Source organism: Sphingobacterium sp. UBA6320, from assembly GCF_002440335.1.
Lineage (GTDB): Bacteria > Bacteroidota > Bacteroidia > Sphingobacteriales > Sphingobacteriaceae > Sphingobacterium.
In genome coordinates this window covers 91516-112684 of the sequence record NZ_DJTA01000007.1, presented here as the reverse complement: position 1 = coordinate 112684, position 21169 = coordinate 91516, and the positions used below count along the sequence as shown (strand labels likewise).

Genomic DNA, 21169 nt, shown 5'->3' with positions numbered 1-21169 from the left:
CTGGATCGTCATAAATAACTTATATAGTTTTAAATTTATAACTCAATCTAAGACTTATTATTTCAAAGTTATTCGTTCTTTAATTATGTTTAATAGGTCTTTTCTAGTAGCTTCAAGTTGTTTTTCGAACATCTCAATAGTTTCTTTCAATGGATTTTGAATATTCTCAACATTAGCTGCAATACTTGTAGCAGAAACACCGCAATTTTCATAAAAATTATTGGTGTTATATAATACTTTTTCTTCAGTAAAATCACGTAATCCCTCGAATGTTACCCCAAGAGCAATTGCAATTTCAGCTAACTTTTCATCGCCAATATTTTCAGATTGTTCAAGTTTAGAAATAGCTTGCTTTGATACCTCTAATTTTTCAGCGAGTAATGATTGAGTCCAGCCTCTTAATTTCCTGACACGCTCAATTTTTCGGCCTCTATGAAGACTTAACTTATTTGTTATTATTTCTGACATCTTTTATTCTTTTATTTGAGCTTTAAGTATTTCGATTTTCTCTCTCTCACTAGCTAATAGACGTTCATAAAGTTCAACCACCTTGTCTACTGGACTAAAGATTTGATGTATTCCATGTCCATTTTCGTGAATGGCTGAATTATCTACTTTATTTTCTATACTATAGAAAGCTTGATTTTCATTAAATTCTTTAATTATTTCGGGAGTAACATTTAAAATTTGTGCTATTTGACGAATAATGCTATCCTCAATTTCTTCAGAATTTTCAATCAGAGAATACTCTGGTTGAGTAATTCCTAATTCTATCGCAACAGTTTCTTGCTTAATACCTTTTAAATTTCTTATAAAGCTGATGTTACGACCTACTTTTACTTTCTTTTCCATTTTAAAATAATTATAAGTTTAATAACAAATATACATAAAAGTCAACCTAAAAACAATATTAATCAACCTCGTTTTTTCTTTATATAATAATAAATGTATTTTCTTTGTATTAACCAATGCATATCGTCAATGTATAAAAGAAAATTGTATAAAAACATTATTACAGCCCCTGAGTAGCTGAGAGGGCAAAATTTATTATCATCATTCTATCTTGAAGCACGTGACGCCGATTAAATAACCTAGTATGAATTCTTTCAAACGTGCTTAGGTAAAATTAAAATAATCTTATTTTTTACTGTTGAGCGTGGTACTTGAGCTGTAGATTTCTAGAATCTATTTTCTTCCAATGCACTCAATAATAAACATTAAAAGACTTTGCGGAGCGATCTATTTCGTTCCATTAAGTATTTAATTAAATAAAATTTCTATCTGTGGACTCCTATTCAACCGAGGGATTATTGACGCATAAAACGTGTCAACCCTCGGGATGAAAAGGGGTAGGGGAAGCTTTATGCCTAAAAAATCAAAATAATGAACAAAACTACACGAGATATAATCAAGTTCTGGGGATATCTCCGGAAGCTATTGAAGCCTAATGGGGAAGAATTTCTATTGAGTAGAAAGCAGCCGATATTATCTGAATATTCCGCGATTAGAAACATAGTGAAAAACACTATTGCACAAGTAACTAACTGCGTTTTTATGCAACGACTTTCCTGTTATGAGGGAGCGCTTAATGTTGGAGACAACGATATGCCTGACTTGGAACTGGATAACCATTCCTCTGACTATTTATTGCTAAATAACCAAATCGAAAGCAAAGAATTAGCAGTAAAACAGCAGAGAATAAGCAAGCAAGGTGCAACCCAGGGCCTATGCAGAAGCCTTGAAACACTGAACAAACAGCAAACAAACGGCAATGAATCGGCAATTAATAAGCGGAGAAAGGGCAAGCAAACGGCAATGAAATACCAGACAAAAGGTAATGAACCAACAATGAATAAGCAGACAAAGACCAAAGAAAACAGATCAGGCAGCATAAATTCTGATTTTTTCCTGACCAAATTAACACCAACTTCTAAGTTTCTGCGACTGGGCTTCGACTCGGCCTCGGGATTTCATCGGCTACAGTGCATGAAAAGTCGAAGGATAGTCGAGCAAAACCCGAGTGGATGTAGAAAAAAGGGTAGAGAAAAAGAAAAGAAAGTAAGTAGGAGCTTTCTAGATATGGCAAACAGCAAATCGAAGCTTTTTCTAGGGGGTACCCGCAGTATGCCTACTTTTAACAAGCTTCGGATTTTGTTTTACCTCCGGACGTCGTTGCACCGTATGGGCACCGTACCTCTCCCGTCCCTGCACCAGGAAAAGGACGGTGCAGGTGTTTTGCAAGTACTGCGCAGTTACAGGGAAACTTACTACAGGGTTAAAAGAAGGTTAAAAGAAGGTCCGAACAAGATCGGAGCAGATGGCTTTGCTTTTTTTATGATTTTCATGAAGAATGTATCTGCTAAAACCGGTCTTGCTGTACGGTCAGTGTACAGGTTATTCACTAACGCCCTACTGAAATGGTATCGGAAAGGTACTGAGAAGCTACTGGAGAGCTACCAAATAGGTACTAACGGCAGTAGCTTGGCTACGGACTTGAAGGCGACAGCTGGTGAAGCACCGTACTTCAATGGGCGAAGCGTAGATCAAGCGTCCGTAATGCGTTGCATATGCATAGATAAAGCATGGATAGTGCGTAAAACGGTATCCGTTTACACACTACTAACGCACTATCAACGCTTTATGTATGCTTTATCCATACTTGATCTATACGCTAAAGGTGCTTTATTTCAAACAAGCGTTTTTAAGCATCTAAAATTTTTATGCTGGGCAAAGGTGTGGCCTTGTGTTAATAAGTTGGCAAATCGCTTAAAAACCCCTTTAAATAACATGTTAAGTAGTGTTCACGATGCTGTCAGTGAGTGGGGTGTTTATGAGTTTCGAAAATTAATGGGTATTTCTTTCAACGCATTGAATAGTATAAGGACTTATTCTTTACTAGTCCTTATGTTTTATATGTTTAGTTTATCAGCTCAGACGCCTCGCAAGGACAACGGGGCTGATGGGCTTAATAAGATTAAGCCACTTATGGTGGGAGATACTATTCCCGAAGCATTGTGGCATTTACCTTTGGACGTACTGAACTACGCTCAGGGAAGTCAGAGGATATATCTAAATAATTTCCGTGATAAAAAGTTGATCCTGTTGGATTTTTGGACTGTATGGTGTGTTCCGTGCATAAATAAATTAAAAGAGTTGTCTGCTCAATTAAATTTGTTGGATGAGGATGCTATTGTGGTTCCTGTAACCAAAAATAATGCAAGTTCGGCTCAACATATATTGAAGCAAAATGATGTGGATTTGTTCTCTATTTATGCCGATAGCATGCTAATCCGATATTTTCCTCATGTGAGTGTCCCTCATCAGATATGGATTAAAGATGGGATAGTGACTTATATAACGGATGGAAATCTTACCACAGTTGCTAAAATCAATGATTTTGTAATGAACAAACCTGTTCAATTGTTGCAAAAAGAATCAGAGATAGACCATTCAGACCTTAATAAATTAACAATATCGGATACGAGTCAAATGATTGCAGATAATACTATTTTTAGCAGCTCATTTACAAAAGCCTTGCCTTATAACATATTTGCAGTATCTGAAAAAAAACAATCATTGACATTGTTCAATCATTCTATTATCGGATTGCTACTTTATGCAAACCGTGATAATATACCGTTTAGTGGTATGAAAAATCGGATTATATGGCGTATTTCAGATTCGCTTAGGCAAAGGATGGAATTGCCCTTGGAGCTCATTAATACGAAGGATTATAAGACAGAAAGCAATCTTAGGCAATGGAAAAAATCTAATTTATATTGCTATTATCTTACTCATGTAAATGAATTGGGGGAAAAACAAAAGATGGATTTATACAAACAGGATCTCTCTCGTTTTCTTTCCTTAAGATTTAATGTTAAGGCTTATGTCGTTGATAAAAGTGTAGAATCATTCTGTCTTTATGTAAAAGATAAAACCGTTTTTGAAAAATTCCAAATGCAGAATGGTACTCCCAAAACATCTTCCGATGTAAATTCATATACTTTGGTCAATAGACCATTAAGAAATCTAATTGCCTATTTGCGCACCAACAATTTTAGAAATAGTCTTCCAATTGCTGACATGACAGGTTATGCTGGCAGTGTAAGTCTCAAGCTGGAAGCAGATCCTAAGGATTTGAATGCTGTTGATAAGGCTCTTTATCAATTTGGGTTGGGTATAAAAAGGGGTATGTCAACTTTACCTATGTTGATCGTAGAAAGGAGTGGTAGCGATGAATAAATTTAAATATTTTATTATTATTGGATTAGTATACCTTTTTAATACAATTTTTGCGCAATCTAGGTATACTGGAACTGTAGTTGATGACATTACAAAAGTCGGAATAAAAGGTGCTACGATCAAAAACTTAAGATCTGAAGTGTTGGCAATATCTGGCGCTGACGGAAATTTTCAGATCATTTCAGACATACAGGATTCAATCTGGATATCGTCTGTTGGATACAGGGCTAAAAAAGTGGCGTTCAATAAAACTAATCTCCAAGTAACTTTGATACCTCATTCTATTTTGATGGATGAAGTAGAGATCAGTACGGGGTATTATTCATTGCCAAAAGAACGGGCTACTGGAAGCTTTGATTTTATTGACAATACGTTAATACAGCGGAGTACCTCTTCTTCTATTTTGGATAGGCTTGAGGATATTACACCCTCGCTGCAATTTGACAAAAGAAGGGTGGGACAAATTAGTGGTGATAATGAACGCCTAGCTATGCGATTAAGAGGGGCTAATACTATTTATGCTGACGGTTCACCTTTGATTGTCTTGGATAATTTTCCTTATGATGGTGATATAACGGGTCTAAATCCTAACGATATTGAGTCAATTACCGTACTTAAAGATGCAGCTGCAACTTCCATATGGGGTGCGCGTGCTTCAAATGGGGTAATTGTTTTGACTTCCAAGAAAGGAAAGAAAGATCATCCGCTCTCAGTATCCTTAAATGCATTAAATTCATTCTCTTCCAAACCAAACTTAAAGTATGGAGATGACTTTATTCCAACAAAAGATTACCTCGACCTTGAGAAGGAATATTTTAATCGGGGTATCTATGATGCGAAGTATAATGATGTCGCAAAATCTCCACTATCACCCGTTGTTATGATGTTATTTAAACACAGGAACAAGGAGTTGAGCAACTCAGAATTAAATAATATGTTGCTGCAGTTATCTCAAATTGATGTTCGTGACCAAGCTTCACGTTATTTATATCGACCTGCTTTTTCACAACAGTATAATTTGAATATGCAAGGTGGTTCTCAGCAATTGAGCTATTTCTTTTCTGGCGGATGGGATGGAAAGCGAATGACTGATATGGGTAATCATCAACAAAGGAGTACATTTTCTTCTTCGCTCAGCTATAGTCCGATTAAAAACTTAAATGTCGATTTTTCATATGGTTTTATAGCCGAGAATAGTCTGTCCAATGCAGTTGATTTTAGAAGCTTTTCTTATCTATATCCCTACATGTCACTTCAAGAAGATGATGGAAGCCATGCATCTATTGTAAAAGACTATAATCTTGACTACGTAAAAAATGCATCTTCGGAAGGTTTATTGGATTGGTCTTATCGACCATTGGATGAACTTATTTTGCAGGACAAGCACTCGGATAGAGATGAAAATCGTTGGACTTTTGGGGTCAACTATAATCTATTGAAAGGAGTACGGTTCTCCTTTAATCTACAATCTTTGAAAGCTATAACTAATAATCGGAATCTGAATTCAAAAGATGGTTACTATGTCAGGAACTTGGTCAATCGTTATACCCAGTCTGATGGTTTTCGAGCCTTTCCATATGGTGATATATTAAATCAAGGTAAACAAAATCTGCTTTCCAGATCTGGAAGACTGCAACTGGATGTCGATCAGCAATTTGGGTCAAATCGTGTTGTTTTACTTATGGGAACGGAACAACGGGAAGTTAAAAGTAAACTGGACGACTATACTCTTTATGGTTATGATGACGAATTACTTACTTCTCAAATGATTTTGGATTATACAAAAGTTTATCCACTGCGTCCGCAATCATCTGGTCGTATTCCTTTTCCGTCTAGTGCATTGAGAGAGAACATTGACCGTTACTTGTCTTATTATGCCAATTTTGGTTATGATTGGAGATCCAGATACATGATTTCTGGTAGTATCCGATGGGATGCCTCTAATTTGTTTGGTGTGAATACGAATCAAAAAGGTGTTCCGCTATGGTCAACAGGTGTTGCATGGAATATGATGGAAGAATCATTTTTTAAAAATGATCTTGTGCAAATGTTGAAATGGAGAGTTACCTATGGAAAGAATGGTAACATTGACCGAAGTATGACTGCTTTTCCAACCGTTTCTTACAGTGTAAATTCGACAACTAATCTACAGCAGGCTTTAATTACGTCTCCAGGAAATCAAAATTTGCGTTGGGAGAAGGTCACTACTTTTAATTTAGGTGCTGATTTTAGATTGTTAAAAGGGAAGCTTAACGGCTCTTTTGATTATTATCGGAAGAAGTCAGACGACCTTATTGGAATAGACTTGATTGATCCGACGGTGTACTACGGAGGTACGCAAGCAAAGCTTAAGCGTAATTATGCGAAGATGGAAACGAAGGGATTCGATTTAACCCTGGGATTGAATGGAATAGGGAACAAGGTGAAATGGTCCAATGAATTCTGGATATCACGCACGAGTAATTTGGTAACAGACTACTATGGTGATAATACAGTTTCAGTCTCAGGATATACTAGAGGTATGGATAATCGTCCTATAAAAAATAAGTCCATTGATGAAATGTATAGTTTGCCTTGGTATGGTCTGGATCCACAGACTGGTAATCCTTTGGTAGAAAATGATGGAGTATTAAACACGGAGTATACTAAGTATATTAATGGACTCGCATTAGATAAACTCGTTGATCACGGAAGCAGTATTCCGATTTATAGTGGAGCGTTTAGAAATAATCTTCAATGGAAATATCTGTCTATTAGTTTTAATATCGCATTCAAATTTGGGTATTATTTTAGAAGAAATTCAGTGGAATATAGTCTTTTGCTAACTAATGGAAAAGGGATGCATGCTGATTATTTGGATCGGTGGAAGCAAACAGGAGATGAATTGAAAACGAATGTGCCATCTAATCCCTTTGCAAATGTAGCAAATAGAGATATGGTGTACACTCGTTCTGAAATATTGGTGGAGGAAGGAGACCATATTCGACTTCGCGATATCCGACTAGATTATGCAATGTCTCAGTTTTTGAGAAGTAGATCTAAAATCTCAAATTTATCTGTTTATTGCTATTTAAACAATATGGGTATTCTATGGAGGAAAAATAGAAAGGGTTTGGATCCTGATTTTCCATCAGCATCATATTATTTATCTCCTCGTATGCTTTCGATTGGATTAAAAATGAATTATTAAACTTTAAAACTGCTATAATGAAAAATAAAAAGATAATATTCATTCTCTTAACTTTTCTTTTTACAGTGATTCTTCAGGGATGTAAAAAAGAATGGTTGGAGATTCGTTCTTCAAAAGGGTTGGTAATTCCAAGTACCTTGTCAGATGCCGAAGCTATTTTGAATAGGACAACAATCATGAATGAAGGGAGAACAAGCCCACTTGGCGATATTGCTGCAGGAGATTTTATAGTACCTTCATCATATTGGCGAAGTCTTGTTCCATGGCAGGCAAATGCTTATTTGTGGAAAGAAGAATTGTTTGTTGACAATATTGGTTTGGAAAACTGGGGGAATTTTTATCAACAGATTTACTATGCAAATTTGATTTTAGAAATTTTAAATAAAATTGATAAAATTGACGATCAAAAAAAATATAACAATGTAAAAGGTAGAGCTTTGTTTTTTAGATCATGGGCTTATTACCAGTTGGCACAGATTTATTGCCTTCCTTATAGCGAACAAAATATAGGTAAACCGGGATTGCCGCTAAGAGATGGTACTGATTTAGATGTTAAATTAATTCGATCTACTATTGGACAGACTTATTTACAAATGAAAAATGATGTGTCGGAGTCTATTCAGTTGCTTGATGAAACAACTATTAATATGTACCAACCTAATAGGAGAGCAGCACTCATGTTATTATCTCGTGTTAATTTAATAATGGCGGATTATAAAAGTGCTTTGCATAATAGTGATGAAGCTATAAAGTTAAATGGTGAGCTTTTAAATTATAATGATTTGGATCTTACTAAAGCCTATCCATTTCCAGATGGCAATGTTGAGGTTGTTTTTTATACTTCTATAAGTTATGCGCAAGTCATGTCGGCAGTACGTATTGATATTAGTCCGGAATTACTCAAAGAGTACAGCGATAATGATCTTCGCAAAAAAGGTTTTTTTGTGTTGAAAAATGGTCTTACTAATTTTAAAGGTTCATATACTGGTCCGAATGGTTATTTTGGAGGTCTTGCAACAGATGAATTATACTTAATTAGATCGGAATGTTATTTACGGAGTGGCGATCTTGATAAGAGTAGGGCAGATCTGAATTTTTTGCTGTCTAAAAGATATAAAGATTTTCAGCCTATAGCAGATCTTTCAAGTGATGAATTATTGAGCCGTATTTTATTGGAGCGACGTAAAGAACTGTTATTACGTGGAGTTGCGTGGACTGATTTGAAAAGATTGAATCTTCATAAAAATACAGAACGAACAGTTACTAAGATTGTAGAAGGAGAGACATATTCTTTAGAACCAAATAGTTTACGATACGCTATGCCGTTCCCGCAAGTGGTAGTTGATCTAGGTAGCTATGCACAATGATGATATATAAAAAGATACCTCCCGCAAAGTATGTATTAGCGGGAGGTATTTAATTATATTCGTTAGATTTTAGTTTTCTTCACGAAATTTGGCTGAAGAGAAAGGAACTGATCCTCCCTCTAACTGCGTATCATCGATATGATTTGCAGGTGGAGTTCCGTTTGGATTTGATTCTAACTGTATTTCACAAACAATCGGAAGTTGTTGGTCGCTACATCCACTCGTAGGGGACGAATTACCTGTACTGGAGATATTTCCAGTAGCATCCACTGGATACCACATCAGACCAGCTGAATTGTAGTTTTCCACCAAATTAAAAGAACTAAAACCGATTATTGCAACTGCAGCTACCATAGCCATTGCATTTTTTTTGATGAAATTAATGATATTCATCTTGTGTTCCCGTTTTTATAATAGCAAAAAACGTCCTCCAAAAAACTTTATTTTATTGTCATTGATCAGTAACATGCTTTAGCGAGGTGTACCGATCTGTCTGTTCCTCGGGATCTCTTTTTACGGGGTGTACCATCACGTATCATAATTTAAATTTGTACCGGCCTACCCGGGAATAATGCGAATTTTTTCGGAAATATTTTTCTTAACCTACAAAATTCAGTACGAAAGAAGATGATAAGTAGAACGAAAAACTTCTTATAGGAGATTGGTTGAACTGTGCACTTATCAGGGTTATTATCTATGGGGTTGGTTGGTCCAGTCAAGTACCATCCCAATATAGATAGGCTGAAAAGAATAATATTCACAATAAGATGCCAATGCCACGAAAGTTCATTAAAGACAGAAGCACATCCACATGGTAGTTTTGAGTACAATCCCATCACCCCTAGGCTGATATAGATGCTGAAGATGAGTAACAAAATTGCTGAAAGAAGGTGAGCCAAACGACGGTACTGTCCAATAAATAATAATCCGATAATCAGTTCTCCAATAGGAAGACTCCAGTACAGTGTACCTGCCCACAAAGATGGAAATGGCTGTTTAAGTAACGCACTATGAAAAGTCTCCAAGTTCCAGAGCTTATCTGTAGCTACAAATAGCCAAAACACGATCATAAAGATATGGATGCTATTGCTGGTGATATGTCTTATCTTCTTTTTCATGATTGATTTACTATTTATTTTCTTCGCTTTGCTATTTATTTAAATTGCTAAGGCTAAGGTCGGGACTAAGATTGAGGATGGGTTGACGATTTTGGTTCTTAGAACTTGACGATTTTATCCTTTTTTCTTGCTGCGGTTGCTTGAAAATTTGGGTGATGTAGAGAAGAAGTATTAAGAGAGGAGGAAGTTTTAGTGAAACTGCTTCTCTTATTCTTTGAATGGAATGAATCTGTGTAGTATTATTTACCTTGTGTTTTGAAATAATCTGTGGGACTCATACCAGTATGACGGTAAAAGAAATGATTAAAAGTTTCACGATGTTTAAAATTACAGGTGTCAGATACATTTGAAGAGGGATTGCCAGCTAAAATTAAATCTGTAGCTTGTTTTAGAATCACTTCGTTCTTGTATTGCTGCATGCTTTTCTTAAAATATTTCAAGTGTATCTTATTCAAGTTTCTGAAGCTAGCTCCAAAGTCCTTAGCAAGTTTTGTTAAGGTAAAGGTATGTCCTTCGAGTTCACAATAAGTCCTGATACTATCGTGCAATGCAAGTGCAGTTTTTTCATTTCCGTCAACACGTTCATATTCATTAAAAATTTTTTCTGAGGAGAGTCTGATCAATTTTTTGACTGCTGTAAAAATATGTTCTTCATTTTCTAGTTTTCCTTTTTTTAGATTACTGACTAAATGTTTGATATGGGCGTGTGTACGTGTACCGACTTCAAAATCTATGCTGACACAGGAATATATACTTTGACTACGATGGGCTTCAATGAGAGGATGTAAAAAATGGAAAGGTCGTTCATTGCCATCACGGAAGATTTTACATCGAAAATAGAGATTCGATAAATGGCTCTGGCCTTTTGGTATATGCAATTCATACAGACCTGCTGGTAAGTAAATGTAGCGACCTCTTAAAGGATTGATCGTATAGCTTTTATTTCCCTGCAGATCTTTAATCAGGATTGATCCAGTTGATTTTAGTAGGTGGACTAAGTGGATATCTGATTTTATGACCTTAAATGGGATAATACATCTATCTGTAGACTTGACGTCCAATAGATTGATAAATGCCAATAGGCCATCAAATTCTTGTAAGATGGCTTCGGTTTTTGCCCGCTTAAAATGCTGGCAATTTCCATTTTTCATCTCCATATGAGATTTCATTATTAGTTTATTAGGCTCACAGATAGTTCCAAATGGTTGATCGAGTTGTAATTGTAATGATTTTAACATAATTATGGGTTTTAAAATTGTTATTTTTTGCTTTTTATAAATGTTCACCTAAAGTTCATAAAAAGAAAATCCAAATAATTGGGTTTTTGAGCCCAATTATTTGCGTTTTTAAGTCCAATTATTTGTGTTTTACTATTTATTTTTAAAAACAGGGCGCCACAGTCCTTTACTCCCCGTTGTGACGGGGCGACCTGTTTAAGCGTCAGCTTCTGCTTATTCGTACGCTTCAAAACAAAGATAAATCGGTTAATGGCGTTGCGTAGGGGCAATGAATAGGGTATTCTACACCGGATAGACGGCTTAACTGGTGTTTAAAGGGAGGTGAGGGGTAGTCTATAGGAAATGGGGTATTTTCAGCTGATCTATAGAATTAGCTCTACAGAGATATAGAGCTTGTTTTTAAAGAGAAGTTGGCCGGTCGGTATAGGGGTAACGGGGGTATACCCCTACTTTTTATAATTAGCTGTTTGAATCAGGGTGTCTTTTATGATCTTCAATTTTTTTGGGAGATTCAGGATATTCATGGGAGTTGAAATTATTTAATTAAATAGTCTTGTGAGCGTAAAAACGTTAGTAGTAAAAATATACTCAATTTTAAAAAATAACGTTAACAGGAGAGATTGAATTTTATATCATCGAAGTGTTGGTCGACAGCATATTGGATTTCCTACAGTAGGGTTTCGGAGATTCCCATTTCTTTGAGAGCGTCTATGATGGGTGTGGAGTTTGTTATGTAGAAGATTGATTTGATATCGGTAGGTTGTTCTTGAGTATCCATGTGGTTACGTTATACATCCTATAAACTGAATAAGAGCTGATAGTGTCTGATGATAGGTTCATCAATTTGCTTGTTTTTATATTTTAGAAGATAATCAAATAGTCTGCGGAGCAAACTGTAAAATAAGCGAAAAGACTTGGTTGTTATCACTGGTCTTTCATGATGGAGGTAAAGAAGATTGGATATTAGTTCCAGATCTGATATGGAAGAAAATAGTTCATCATCTGCTTATGCAAGCTCTTTTTGATTCAAATGTAGAATATCATTATTAGCACCTTGTTAAGAAAAATAATCCGGCCTGCAAATCGTAAATCAGTTTTTGTGTGTCTATTCTTTCATTAAATCTTTAATAATTGTCTAAACAATGATTAATAAATCTTCTTTATACAGAATTAACTGATACATAAAGATTTTTGTTACATATGAGATTAAAAATAATCATCTAAATATCAATTAGTTATGTAGTTTATTGGAGATTTTATATGCTAGCATATCATTTTACTGTTTCAAATTTAAAAAATGGTATATATTTGTTTTAACATTTTTTTAACAAAGTATACTAACTGATCTTAAAAAAGAAGAAAACTAAATACTGCATGACAATTTAAGTAGTAGCAAATCTATAGGACAAAGTGCTTTATCCTCGGTTAAAGTAGCAATAACATATTAAAAGAGTTTAATTGTACCACAATAATTTGGTGATTTTATACAGTAATAAACTCCAATCATATCTTTTTATTTGGATTGTTGATTAATTAAATTATTATTTTAACTTTGTTTTTAACATTTTTTAACAAGCTTGTTGTTTGAAATTATAAAGTGTGTTAGGCAAAATCTAGATTAGTTAAGAGCTAATACCTAATTGACCAACGAAATATTTATATAAGTTTAATATAGTTTTTATAAGAATGTGTTAAACAAAAAATAAACAATCGATTGCGGTTTTTCGTCTGTATAAAGATAAAATGGATTGAAAATCTTGATTGAATATGAATTTTAATTATCGAAAATAGTACGAGAAGATTCGGTTGTTAAAATTTTATGAAAAGGAATTTACTTAACCAAAGCCTTTTTAAGGCTTTACATACTTAAATAAACATAAACATATGAAACAAACATTACTCAGTTTTTTTGTGGGTAGTATGATTCTGACCTCTGTTGCATTTGCACAGGATAAAAAGGTCAGCGGTCGAGTGACTGGAGCTGATGGTAAACCATTAGCAGGAGTTACTATTGCTGTACAAGGATCTACTCTAGCTACCCAAACAGATGCGAATGGAAATTATTCGTTTTCTGTTCCTACAGGAAAAGTTATCGTTTTCCGTTCTATTGGTTATTCTGATAAAACCCTCATTGTTAAAGAAGGACAATCCGCTTTTAATGTTACTTTGGATAATTCCGATAATGCTTTGGATGAAGTTGTTGTTACAGCTTTGGGAGTAACAAGAGATAAAAAATCTTTAGGATATGCGACGCAAGAGGTAAAAGGTGATGTTTTAACAGCAGCTCGAGGTGGTAATGCATTACAATCTCTTTCAGGAAATGTTGCTGGAGCAGTTGTTTCTGCACCTTCTTCAAGTTTAGGGGGATCAACACGTATTGTCCTTCGCGGTATTGGCTCACTTACAGGAGAGAATAAACCTTTAATCATTGTAGACGGAATTCCAATGAATAATTCCAACTACAATTCAGCCAATGCGGAACGTGGTGCTGGTGGACGTGACTATGGAGATGCAGGATTTGATATTAATCCAGATGATATAGAGTCAGTCAACGTGTTAAAAGGTGGTCCAGCATCGGCTTTGTATGGAGCTAGAGCAGCAAATGGAGTCGTGTTAATTAAGACAAAATCAGCTAAAAAAGGTCGTGATGAGATCGTATTCAATACAGGTGTTGCTTTTGAGAGTTTAGGTATCACACCTAAATTACAGAAGTTATATGGTGGTGGATATAGCTCAGATTTTTCTAAAGCTACAATAAACGGAAAAGAATATCAATTGGTTGATTATTCCGCGGATGAGTCATGGGGTCCAAAATTAGATGGGCAACAAGTATTGCATTGGGATGCTTTCGATCCAAATGATACTGAAAACTATTTAAAAACTCGTGCATGGGCTTATCCTAAAGATGATTATAAATCATTTTTTAACACAGGAGTATCATATACCAACTCTTTAGCTCTTGCTAAGTCTTATGAAAATACAGCAGCGCGTCTATCACTATCGAATACAAGTCAAACAGGTATTGTACCTAATAGTGAACTTAAGCGTACTACAGTTGCATTGAGTTTAGATAACAAGTTTTCTGATAAATTAACTGCTAAAGGAACAATTAATTATGTAAGAACTAATGGTTTCAATAGACCAGAGCAAGGATATGGAGATAATTCTATTGGTCAGAAAATGTTTCAGTGGGGACAGACTCAATTGGATTATTCTCGTCTGAAAAATTATAAAACGATTACTGGTGCGCAAAAATCTTGGAATATTAAATCTTGGGATGATCCAACTCCAAATTATTCAGATAATCATTATTGGATTGTTAATGAAAATATTGCGACTGATCAACGTGATCGTTTCTATGGAAATGTAGAGTTACGTTATGATATTATGCCTGGATTATACGCAACTGGAAATATTTATGGTGATAATTACACATTGAAAATTAATGAACAGGTTGCTGTAGGTTCTGTTGCAACTTCATCATTCTCCGAAGCTATACGAGAGTTCATGGAAATGAATTATGAAGGTCGTATACATTTTGATAAAAAGTGGGAGACATTTTCTTTGAATGCCTTTGCTGGTATGAATCGTAGAAATACAACAACTCATCGATCTACTGCCTCAACTCAGGGTGGATTAATTGTGCCAAATTTGTATACGATCAACAATAGTACTCAAGCTGCTACAATAGAAACTTTTCATTCGAAAAAGCGCGTAAATTCAATTTTTGGAAATTTCTCAGCAGGATATAAAGAATTATTGTTTTTAGATTTTGGATGGCGTAATGATTGGTCTTCTACTTTGCCAGAAGATAATAATTCCTATTTTTACCCTTCTGTAACAGGATCATTTGTCTTTTCTCAGGTCTTGAAACAATCGTGGTTGAATTTTGGTAAATTGCGTGCTGGATGGTCGCAAGTTGGTAATGATACGGATCCTTATCGTTTAGCAGATGTTTATTTAAATAATGTTTTTGACAATACCACATTCTTAGATAACCCCTATTTCCTTAAAGGACTTTCAAAATTGAATTCTCAATTACGTCCTGAAACCAAAAAATCATATGAATTCGGTTTTGAAGCGCAAATGTTAAGCAATAGAGTTGGTATAGATTTTACTTATTATAATGAAGAAACTACTGATCTAATTATGCCAGTAACTACTGGTGCAGAGATTGGATTTAGTTCAAGAGTGTTAAATGCAGGTAAAGCAGTTAATAAGGGTTTCGAAGCGATGTTAACATTAGTTCCTGTACGTAAAGAAAACTTTGAATGGACATCTAATATTAACTTCTCTAGAAATAGAAATAAAGTGGTAGAATTAGCTGAAGGATTGCAATCGTTAACAATCGGTACAGCTCCATTTAATGCAACTCTAATAGCTAAACCGGGCCAACCTTATGGTCAAATATTTGGCTCTGATTTTGTTTATGATGACGGAGGAAATAAAGTGGTATCTGAGGCGTCTGGGTTATATCTGAAAACTCCAAATAAAAATTTAGGTTCTATACTTCCTGATTTTAATGCAGGTTGGAGAAATACGTTTACTTACAAAGCATTCACGCTTTCGGCCTTAATTGATATGCAAAAAGGTGGTAAGTTTTTCTCTATTTCTAATATGTTTGGTCACTATACTGGTGTCATGGAAGCAACCGCTGCTGATGGTGTACGTGAAAATGGTACTATTTCTAAAGGAGTAACAGGTAAAGTTACATTTAACCAAGATGGCTCATATACTGTTACGGATACTAAGGAAAATACTAAACAAATTACAGGTGAACAGTATTATAGACATTATTATGCTGGACCTACTGCGCAAAACGTTTTTGACGCCGACTATATAAAACTGCGTGAGATAACTTTAGGTTTTAATTTACCAAGCCAGTTTATTAGCAAATTACATCTAAAAGGAGCAACCATTTCTGGTTTTGCAAGAAATCTTGCAACTTGGGGTCTAGACAACAAAAACTTTGATCCAGAGATGGCAACTACAGGAAGTGGTAACATTCAAGGTTTTGAAGGCGGAAATTTACCCGCTTCAAAAACATTTGGATTTAATTTAAAACTACAATTCTAACTTTGACTATTTTAATATGAAAGATATAAAAGCAATATTATTGTCTTCTGTGATCGGATTATCTACATTAACGATGATGTCCTGTACAAAAGATCTTGCTGACATTAATAAAAACCCGAATTCACCAGAAGAAGTACCAAGTTACACGGTATTTAATGGAGCAAACCGCTATCTGATGAATTTTACACGTGATGGTTGGTGGATGGCTAGAATGTCTATGCCCTGGATGCAATACTCTGCACAAAACAACTATGTAGAAGAGGATAAATATCAATATCGTGATGCACAAACTACAAATGGTTGGATTTATTTATATAGATCAGCTAATAGTTTCAAGGATATTATTGATATGTGTACAAATCCAGAAACTAGTACTAAAATGTCAGCTTATGGTAATTTGGATAATCAAATTGCATCATCTCGTATCATGTTAGCATATACATTTGATAATCTTGTGTCTCATTTTGGTCCAGTTCCTTATTGGTCATATGGGCAAAAGGAAAATCCTAATTTTCAAGCATTAAATGTTGAACAATATCCTTTACCGGCTTATGCAACTGAGGAAGATATCTATAAAGATCTTCTAAAAGAACTTAAAGAAGCAGCTGCTCAAATAAAAATTAATGAATCAGGATTCACTAGTGGAGATAACATTTATGGCGGTGATGCGGCAAAATGGAAGAAATTTGCTAATTCCTTACGACTTCGTATAGCCAATCGTATCAAACATGTATACCCTGCTGCTGCTGCTGAAATAAAAGATGCAATCGCAAGCGGTGTTTTTACATCTAATGAAGATAATGCAGTACATGCTTTTGGCTCTACAAATGTAGAAGGTAATCCCCTTTGGCAGACTTTTTATGCTGGTACTCCACGTACTGACTTTTGGCCAAACCGCTCTTTTGTACAACTTCTTAAAGGAGAAACTGCAAATTTTGGATTTGATCCACGACTTTATAAAATAGCCGCTCCAAAAGGTATAACATTTTTGGCATATAATAGTACAGGATATACTGATTCAAAAGATATGAAGGATTATATCGGTGTTCCGTATGCTTTACCTAAAGTGGAGACTTACTATCAAGCAGCAGCAAATGTAAATTTCTTTTCTAAGGAAATCTTAACAGCAAATCGCGGAGAAGTTTTAATGGAATATGCTGAAGTAGAATTTATATTGAGTGAAAATAACTCCTGGTCTAAAGATCATTATGAAAAGGGAGTGCGTGCTAGTATGGAGAGAGTAGGTGTGCCTGAAACAGATATCGCGACATTTGTAGCTAAACTTCCAACGGCTAATCAACGTAATGTCTTAAACCAGAAATACGTAAGTTTATTCTATAATCCTGATGAAGCTTGGAATGAATATAGAAGAACAGGTTTTCCTGATACTGAAATATTATTGATGCCTGGTGAAACAGCAACGCGTCCACACGATGGTTCTACCTACACTTTTATCCCGCTTCAATCGGGTAATGTTGTAGCTAAGGATCTTCCTGCTCGTGTGAGATATCCGGTTACTCAACAAACTTTAAATGGTACTAATTGGAGTAATGCTGTCAGTAAGCTTGGTGGTGATGAGATCGATAAAAAACTTTGGTTTGCAAAATAATTTATAATAAACATAGATAGGTGATTTGACATCTATCTTTGAAAGAAGCCTTCATATGAAATATATGAAGGCTTCTTTTGCTTTTAAATTTTTATTTTTTATCTCTTATAGGACAAATGTGTTATTATCCTCTTTTTTTGTATATTGTGGATACCAATATAGACTTTTATGAAAATAGGCCTCCTATTGTTCACATGTTTTCTTTTCCAATGCGCTTTCGCGCAGTCAGGGTTTGTTTTGCTCAAAAATAAAAAGCTGAGTATCCCTTTTATTTTTGCTCATAATTTGGTTATTATACCTGTCGAAGTCAATGGTTTTATGATGAATTTTTTGCTTGATACTGGTGTGAAAGAAACAATGGTATTTGGAAAGTCTTTAGGTCTTGTCGATAGTACCATATTTAAAAATAAGTTTCAGGGATTTGGAAGTAGTGGTGGGATAGAGGGAATTCTAGCGATCAATAATCATTTGCGAATAGCAAAAAGAATGGTAGATAGAGATCATCCTATTTTTATTTTAGATAATGAGCATATTGATATATCATCACGAATAGGTGTTGAGGTGAATGGGATATTGGGCAGTCGCTTCTTTTCAGACCATAGAATTGAATTTGACTTTTTGAAAAAGAGAATAACAGTATTTCCTAATAAAACTACCCCAAAGTCATGGTCAAAGGTAACGACATTAGCCATTGAGGTTATCGGAAGTCGCCCATTTGTTAAAATTTCTGTACAGCAAGATAATCTGGAGATTAATGGTAAAGCACTTATCGATATGGGAAATAGTGATGCGGTATTGTTATTGAAAAATAGATTGAAAGATTATGAAATTCGCCCCCCCTTTATCTCGGATTATATCGGTCAGGGATTTAATGGTGAAATTTATGGTTTGCGAAATCGCATAAAGAAATTGACCATAGGTCCATTCCAAATGTCATTTCCACTGGTGGCTTACCCGGAGTTGGAATTCGTTCAAAATGCAAAGATGGTAAATGAGAGAATTGGATCTATTGGCAATGAGTTATTACGGCGGTTTAGAATTATTTTTGATTATCCCAATAAACAGATTTATCTAAGTAAGAATAGAAATTTTGATAAATTTTATTATTTGAATATGAGTGGTTTAGAAATTGTACACGATGGAATGAAATGGGAAAAGCAGGAAATACCAGTTACATTAAAGCGTGATGATAGTAAGGATGTTAATTTTAATAATAAACTGCAGTTTAAGTTTGTTTTAAAACCTTTATTTAAAATCGATATGGTCAGGGCAGATTCTCCTGCTCAATTGGCAGGTTTAAGGAGAGATGATAAAATTTTAGCAGTTAATGGGAGAACAGCTTCTGCTTATACATTAGAAGATATCACAAATTTAATGAAATCGGAAGAAGGAAAAGAAATCATAATGAAGATAGACAGAAACGGAACTAAGATAGATTTTCGCTTTATATTACGAGATCCGCTACCTTTTGTCCACGATTAATCTTTTAGTGAATAATTATATTTTTTGAAAGTAATCAGCTGTTGAAATCTGTTAGTTAACCAAACAAACTATTGGAATAGAAAAATAAACTATTTTTATTACAGTCGCTGATCATAGTAGAATATATAAAGATCCATTAGCAGAAGTAGAAATACCATTTATTATGATTGTTTTAAAGAGTGCCACAAGGTGAAATTTAATTTGCTCATGTTTATTGATGATCTTGTACCTACATTGGGCTGTTTACTGTTAGCGTCTCAATGAGAAGTTTAAAGAGATAAACCTCATAAATGATTTCAAATATAATAATTGGCTAACTGGTTCACATACTTAATCATAATAGAAGTGTTTTAAGTAATTTTACATATACTAATGCAATTTTTTATGCAGATGACTAATTATTTTATTCTATATTTTACATGCATGGCATTTTTAACTTCATGTCAAGTTAGCAATCGCTTAATAACACATCCATATGTGTATATACAACATGAGCGGCGTGAAGCAAAAAAATGGAAATTGATCTGGGAAGATCATTTTAATGGCACTTCTATAGATACGACAAAATGGAGTAAAATACCCGCAGGCGAGTCTGATTGGAATAGACATATGAGTATGGATACTGCCTGTTTTGCAATGGAAGATGGTAAACTGATTTTGAAGGGCATTAATAATTCGGATTCGTCCAGAGATTCCCGTCCTTTTTTAACAGGTGGTATTTGGAGTAAAGGAAAGTTTGCCTTTCAATATGGTCGAATTGAAATACGCGCTAAGCTTGGTAGTGCACAAGGAGCATGGCCAGCAATTTGGATGCTTGCTGAATTAGATAAATATGGCAAGTATCCTAAAAATGGAGAAATTGATATTATGGAACATCTTAATCATGATTCTATCATCTATCAGACAACTCATTCCTATTATACATTGGATCTCGGAAGAAAAAATAATCCGCCACATTCCGGAACAGCTAAAATCAATGCAGCTGCATATAATATATATGGCATAAGCTGGTATCCTGATCGGATTGTATTCCAGTTAAATGGTAAAGATACGTTTACATATCCTAGAATGACTGAATTAGATCAAGCACAATGGCCCTATGATCAACCTTTCTTTTTATTAATAGATCAACAATTAGGAGGTAATTGGGTGGGGAAAGTAGATTCGAAACAATTACCCGTGGAAATGCTGATTGATTGGGTGAAAGTATATCAGTAATTTATTATTCTTTACCGCATGTCCAACGGTTTACTGTGATACATTTTTTATATAAACGGGAAATTGAAAATAGCAATTTGGTGGTACAAAAAAAATCTTGCATCTTTAATAGCGTTCAGACTATAATTATTTGAACGCTATTATTATAAAACCATTTTATGAAAAACCTAAAAAATCAAAAGCTGCTAGTCTTGTTGTCCTTTATTTTGTGTACCTCTTGTTCTAAAAAAATGGATAAGGCAGTCGAAAGTGATCAAAACCTTTCAGGAACCTATCGTTTAATTGAAAGTAAAACCATCAAAGGAGGGGATACTATTATTGCTTTTTCAGATACATTAAAAACAGAGATGTTTAAAATGTTTAATGAAAATCATTTTTCTTTCTTTAATCACGACAAAGAGAAGGGCAAAGGAAAAGATCCTTTATTTGTTTCTGGAGGTGGAACTTATACATTAAATGGTAACAAATATCAAGAACGACTTCAATACTGCAGTATGCGAGATTGGGAAAATAATATCTTTGATTTCGAATTGATTCAAAAAGGAGACACCCTCATTCAAAAGGGAGAAGAAAATCTTCCAGAATTAGGAGTGAAGCAGATTATTATTGAAACTTATATCAAATTCAAA

13 protein-coding genes are annotated in these 21169 nt (G+C 34.7%); 8 read left to right on the top strand and 5 right to left on the bottom strand.

Features of this window, described 5'->3' with window-relative positions:
• Positions 1-57 precede the first annotated feature (57 nt).
• Positions 58-468: a helix-turn-helix domain-containing protein gene (locus B3P23_RS03335; protein WP_293924497.1), complete on the bottom strand. Its 411-nt coding sequence runs from the start codon at positions 466-468 to the stop codon at positions 58-60.
• A 3-nt stretch (positions 469-471) separates the two neighbouring features.
• Entirely contained in the window at positions 472-852 is a 381-nt protein-coding gene (locus B3P23_RS03330) for a helix-turn-helix domain-containing protein (RefSeq protein WP_293924495.1), read from the bottom strand.
• Between the two features lie 531 nt (positions 853-1383).
• Between B3P23_RS03330 and B3P23_RS03325 the strand changes: the two genes are divergently transcribed.
• Genes B3P23_RS03325 through B3P23_RS03315 form a run of 3 tightly spaced genes read left to right on the top strand, consistent with a single transcriptional unit; the run spans position 1384 to position 8799 of the window.
• Entirely contained in the window at positions 1384-4242 is a 2859-nt protein-coding gene (locus B3P23_RS03325) for a TlpA family protein disulfide reductase (RefSeq protein WP_293924493.1), read from the top strand.
• Complete coding sequence (locus tag B3P23_RS03320) at positions 4235-7432, top strand: SusC/RagA family TonB-linked outer membrane protein (RefSeq protein ID WP_293924491.1); 3198 nt, start codon at positions 4235-4237, stop codon at positions 7430-7432. The genes B3P23_RS03325 and B3P23_RS03320 overlap by 8 nt, the downstream gene beginning before the upstream one ends.
• Before the next feature lie 17 nt (positions 7433-7449).
• The gene (locus tag B3P23_RS03315) at positions 7450-8799 is read left to right on the top strand and encodes a RagB/SusD family nutrient uptake outer membrane protein (protein WP_293924489.1); all 1350 of its coding nucleotides are present in this window, start codon (positions 7450-7452) and stop codon (positions 8797-8799) included.
• 69 nt (positions 8800-8868) lie between these two features.
• Here B3P23_RS03315 and B3P23_RS03310 read toward each other — a convergent pair whose 3' ends face one another.
• The 3 genes from B3P23_RS03310 to B3P23_RS03300 form a co-directional block, all read right to left on the bottom strand.
• Positions 8869-9192, bottom strand: coding sequence for a hypothetical protein (locus B3P23_RS03310; RefSeq protein ID WP_045753684.1), 324 nt, complete (start codon positions 9190-9192; stop codon positions 8869-8871).
• 149 nt (positions 9193-9341) lie between these two features.
• Entirely contained in the window at positions 9342-9917 is a 576-nt protein-coding gene (locus tag B3P23_RS03305) for a MauE/DoxX family redox-associated membrane protein (protein WP_293924486.1), read from the bottom strand.
• A 239-nt stretch (positions 9918-10156) separates the two neighbouring features.
• Positions 10157-11155, bottom strand: coding sequence for a helix-turn-helix domain-containing protein (locus B3P23_RS03300; RefSeq protein WP_293924484.1), 999 nt, complete (start codon positions 11153-11155; stop codon positions 10157-10159).
• Positions 11156-13039: 1884 nt separating this feature from the next.
• On the opposite strand from B3P23_RS03300, the gene B3P23_RS03295 reads away from it, so the two are divergent.
• The 5 genes from B3P23_RS03295 to B3P23_RS03275 form a co-directional block, all read left to right on the top strand.
• A complete protein-coding gene (locus B3P23_RS03295) occupies positions 13040-16231 on the top strand; it encodes a SusC/RagA family TonB-linked outer membrane protein (RefSeq protein WP_045753681.1) in 3192 nt (1063 codons plus the stop codon).
• A gap of 16 nt (positions 16232-16247) precedes the next feature.
• Positions 16248-17840: a SusD/RagB family nutrient-binding outer membrane lipoprotein gene (locus B3P23_RS03290; protein WP_045753680.1), complete on the top strand. Its 1593-nt coding sequence runs from the start codon at positions 16248-16250 to the stop codon at positions 17838-17840.
• 318 nt (positions 17841-18158) lie between these two features.
• Positions 18159-19322, top strand: a complete 1164-nt coding sequence (locus tag B3P23_RS03285; RefSeq protein ID WP_293924481.1) for a PDZ domain-containing protein — start codon at positions 18159-18161, stop codon at positions 19320-19322.
• A gap of 423 nt (positions 19323-19745) precedes the next feature.
• A complete protein-coding gene (locus tag B3P23_RS03280; protein WP_293924480.1) occupies positions 19746-20540 on the top strand; it encodes a glycoside hydrolase family 16 protein in 795 nt (264 codons plus the stop codon).
• A 230-nt stretch (positions 20541-20770) separates the two neighbouring features.
• Positions 20771-21169, top strand: a 399-nt coding sequence (locus tag B3P23_RS03275; RefSeq protein ID WP_293924479.1) for a hypothetical protein, incomplete at its 3' end; no start/stop codon positions are given.

What these genes read in the sequence shown, in the direction of transcription:
- B3P23_RS03335 (WP_293924497.1), bottom strand. Translation starts at nt 468, where the DNA reads ATGTCAGAAATAATAACAAATAAGTTAAGTCTTCATAGAGGCCGAAAA.
- B3P23_RS03330 (WP_293924495.1), bottom strand. Translation starts at nt 852, where the DNA reads ATGGAAAAGAAAGTAAAAGTAGGTCGTAACATCAGCTTTATAAGAAAT.
- B3P23_RS03325 (WP_293924493.1), top strand. Translation starts at nt 1,384, where the DNA reads ATGAACAAAACTACACGAGATATAATCAAGTTCTGGGGATATCTCCGG.
- B3P23_RS03320 (WP_293924491.1), top strand. Translation starts at nt 4,235, where the DNA reads ATGAATAAATTTAAATATTTTATTATTATTGGATTAGTATACCTTTTT.
- B3P23_RS03315 (WP_293924489.1), top strand. Translation starts at nt 7,450, where the DNA reads ATGAAAAATAAAAAGATAATATTCATTCTCTTAACTTTTCTTTTTACA.
- B3P23_RS03310 (WP_045753684.1), bottom strand. Translation starts at nt 9,192, where the DNA reads ATGAATATCATTAATTTCATCAAAAAAAATGCAATGGCTATGGTAGCT.
- B3P23_RS03305 (WP_293924486.1), bottom strand. Translation starts at nt 9,917, where the DNA reads ATGAAAAAGAAGATAAGACATATCACCAGCAATAGCATCCATATCTTT.
- B3P23_RS03300 (WP_293924484.1), bottom strand. Translation starts at nt 11,155, where the DNA reads ATGTTAAAATCATTACAATTACAACTCGATCAACCATTTGGAACTATC.
- B3P23_RS03295 (WP_045753681.1), top strand. Translation starts at nt 13,040, where the DNA reads ATGAAACAAACATTACTCAGTTTTTTTGTGGGTAGTATGATTCTGACC.
- B3P23_RS03290 (WP_045753680.1), top strand. Translation starts at nt 16,248, where the DNA reads ATGAAAGATATAAAAGCAATATTATTGTCTTCTGTGATCGGATTATCT.
- B3P23_RS03285 (WP_293924481.1), top strand. Translation starts at nt 18,159, where the DNA reads ATGATGAATTTTTTGCTTGATACTGGTGTGAAAGAAACAATGGTATTT.
- B3P23_RS03280 (WP_293924480.1), top strand. Translation starts at nt 19,746, where the DNA reads ATGGCATTTTTAACTTCATGTCAAGTTAGCAATCGCTTAATAACACAT.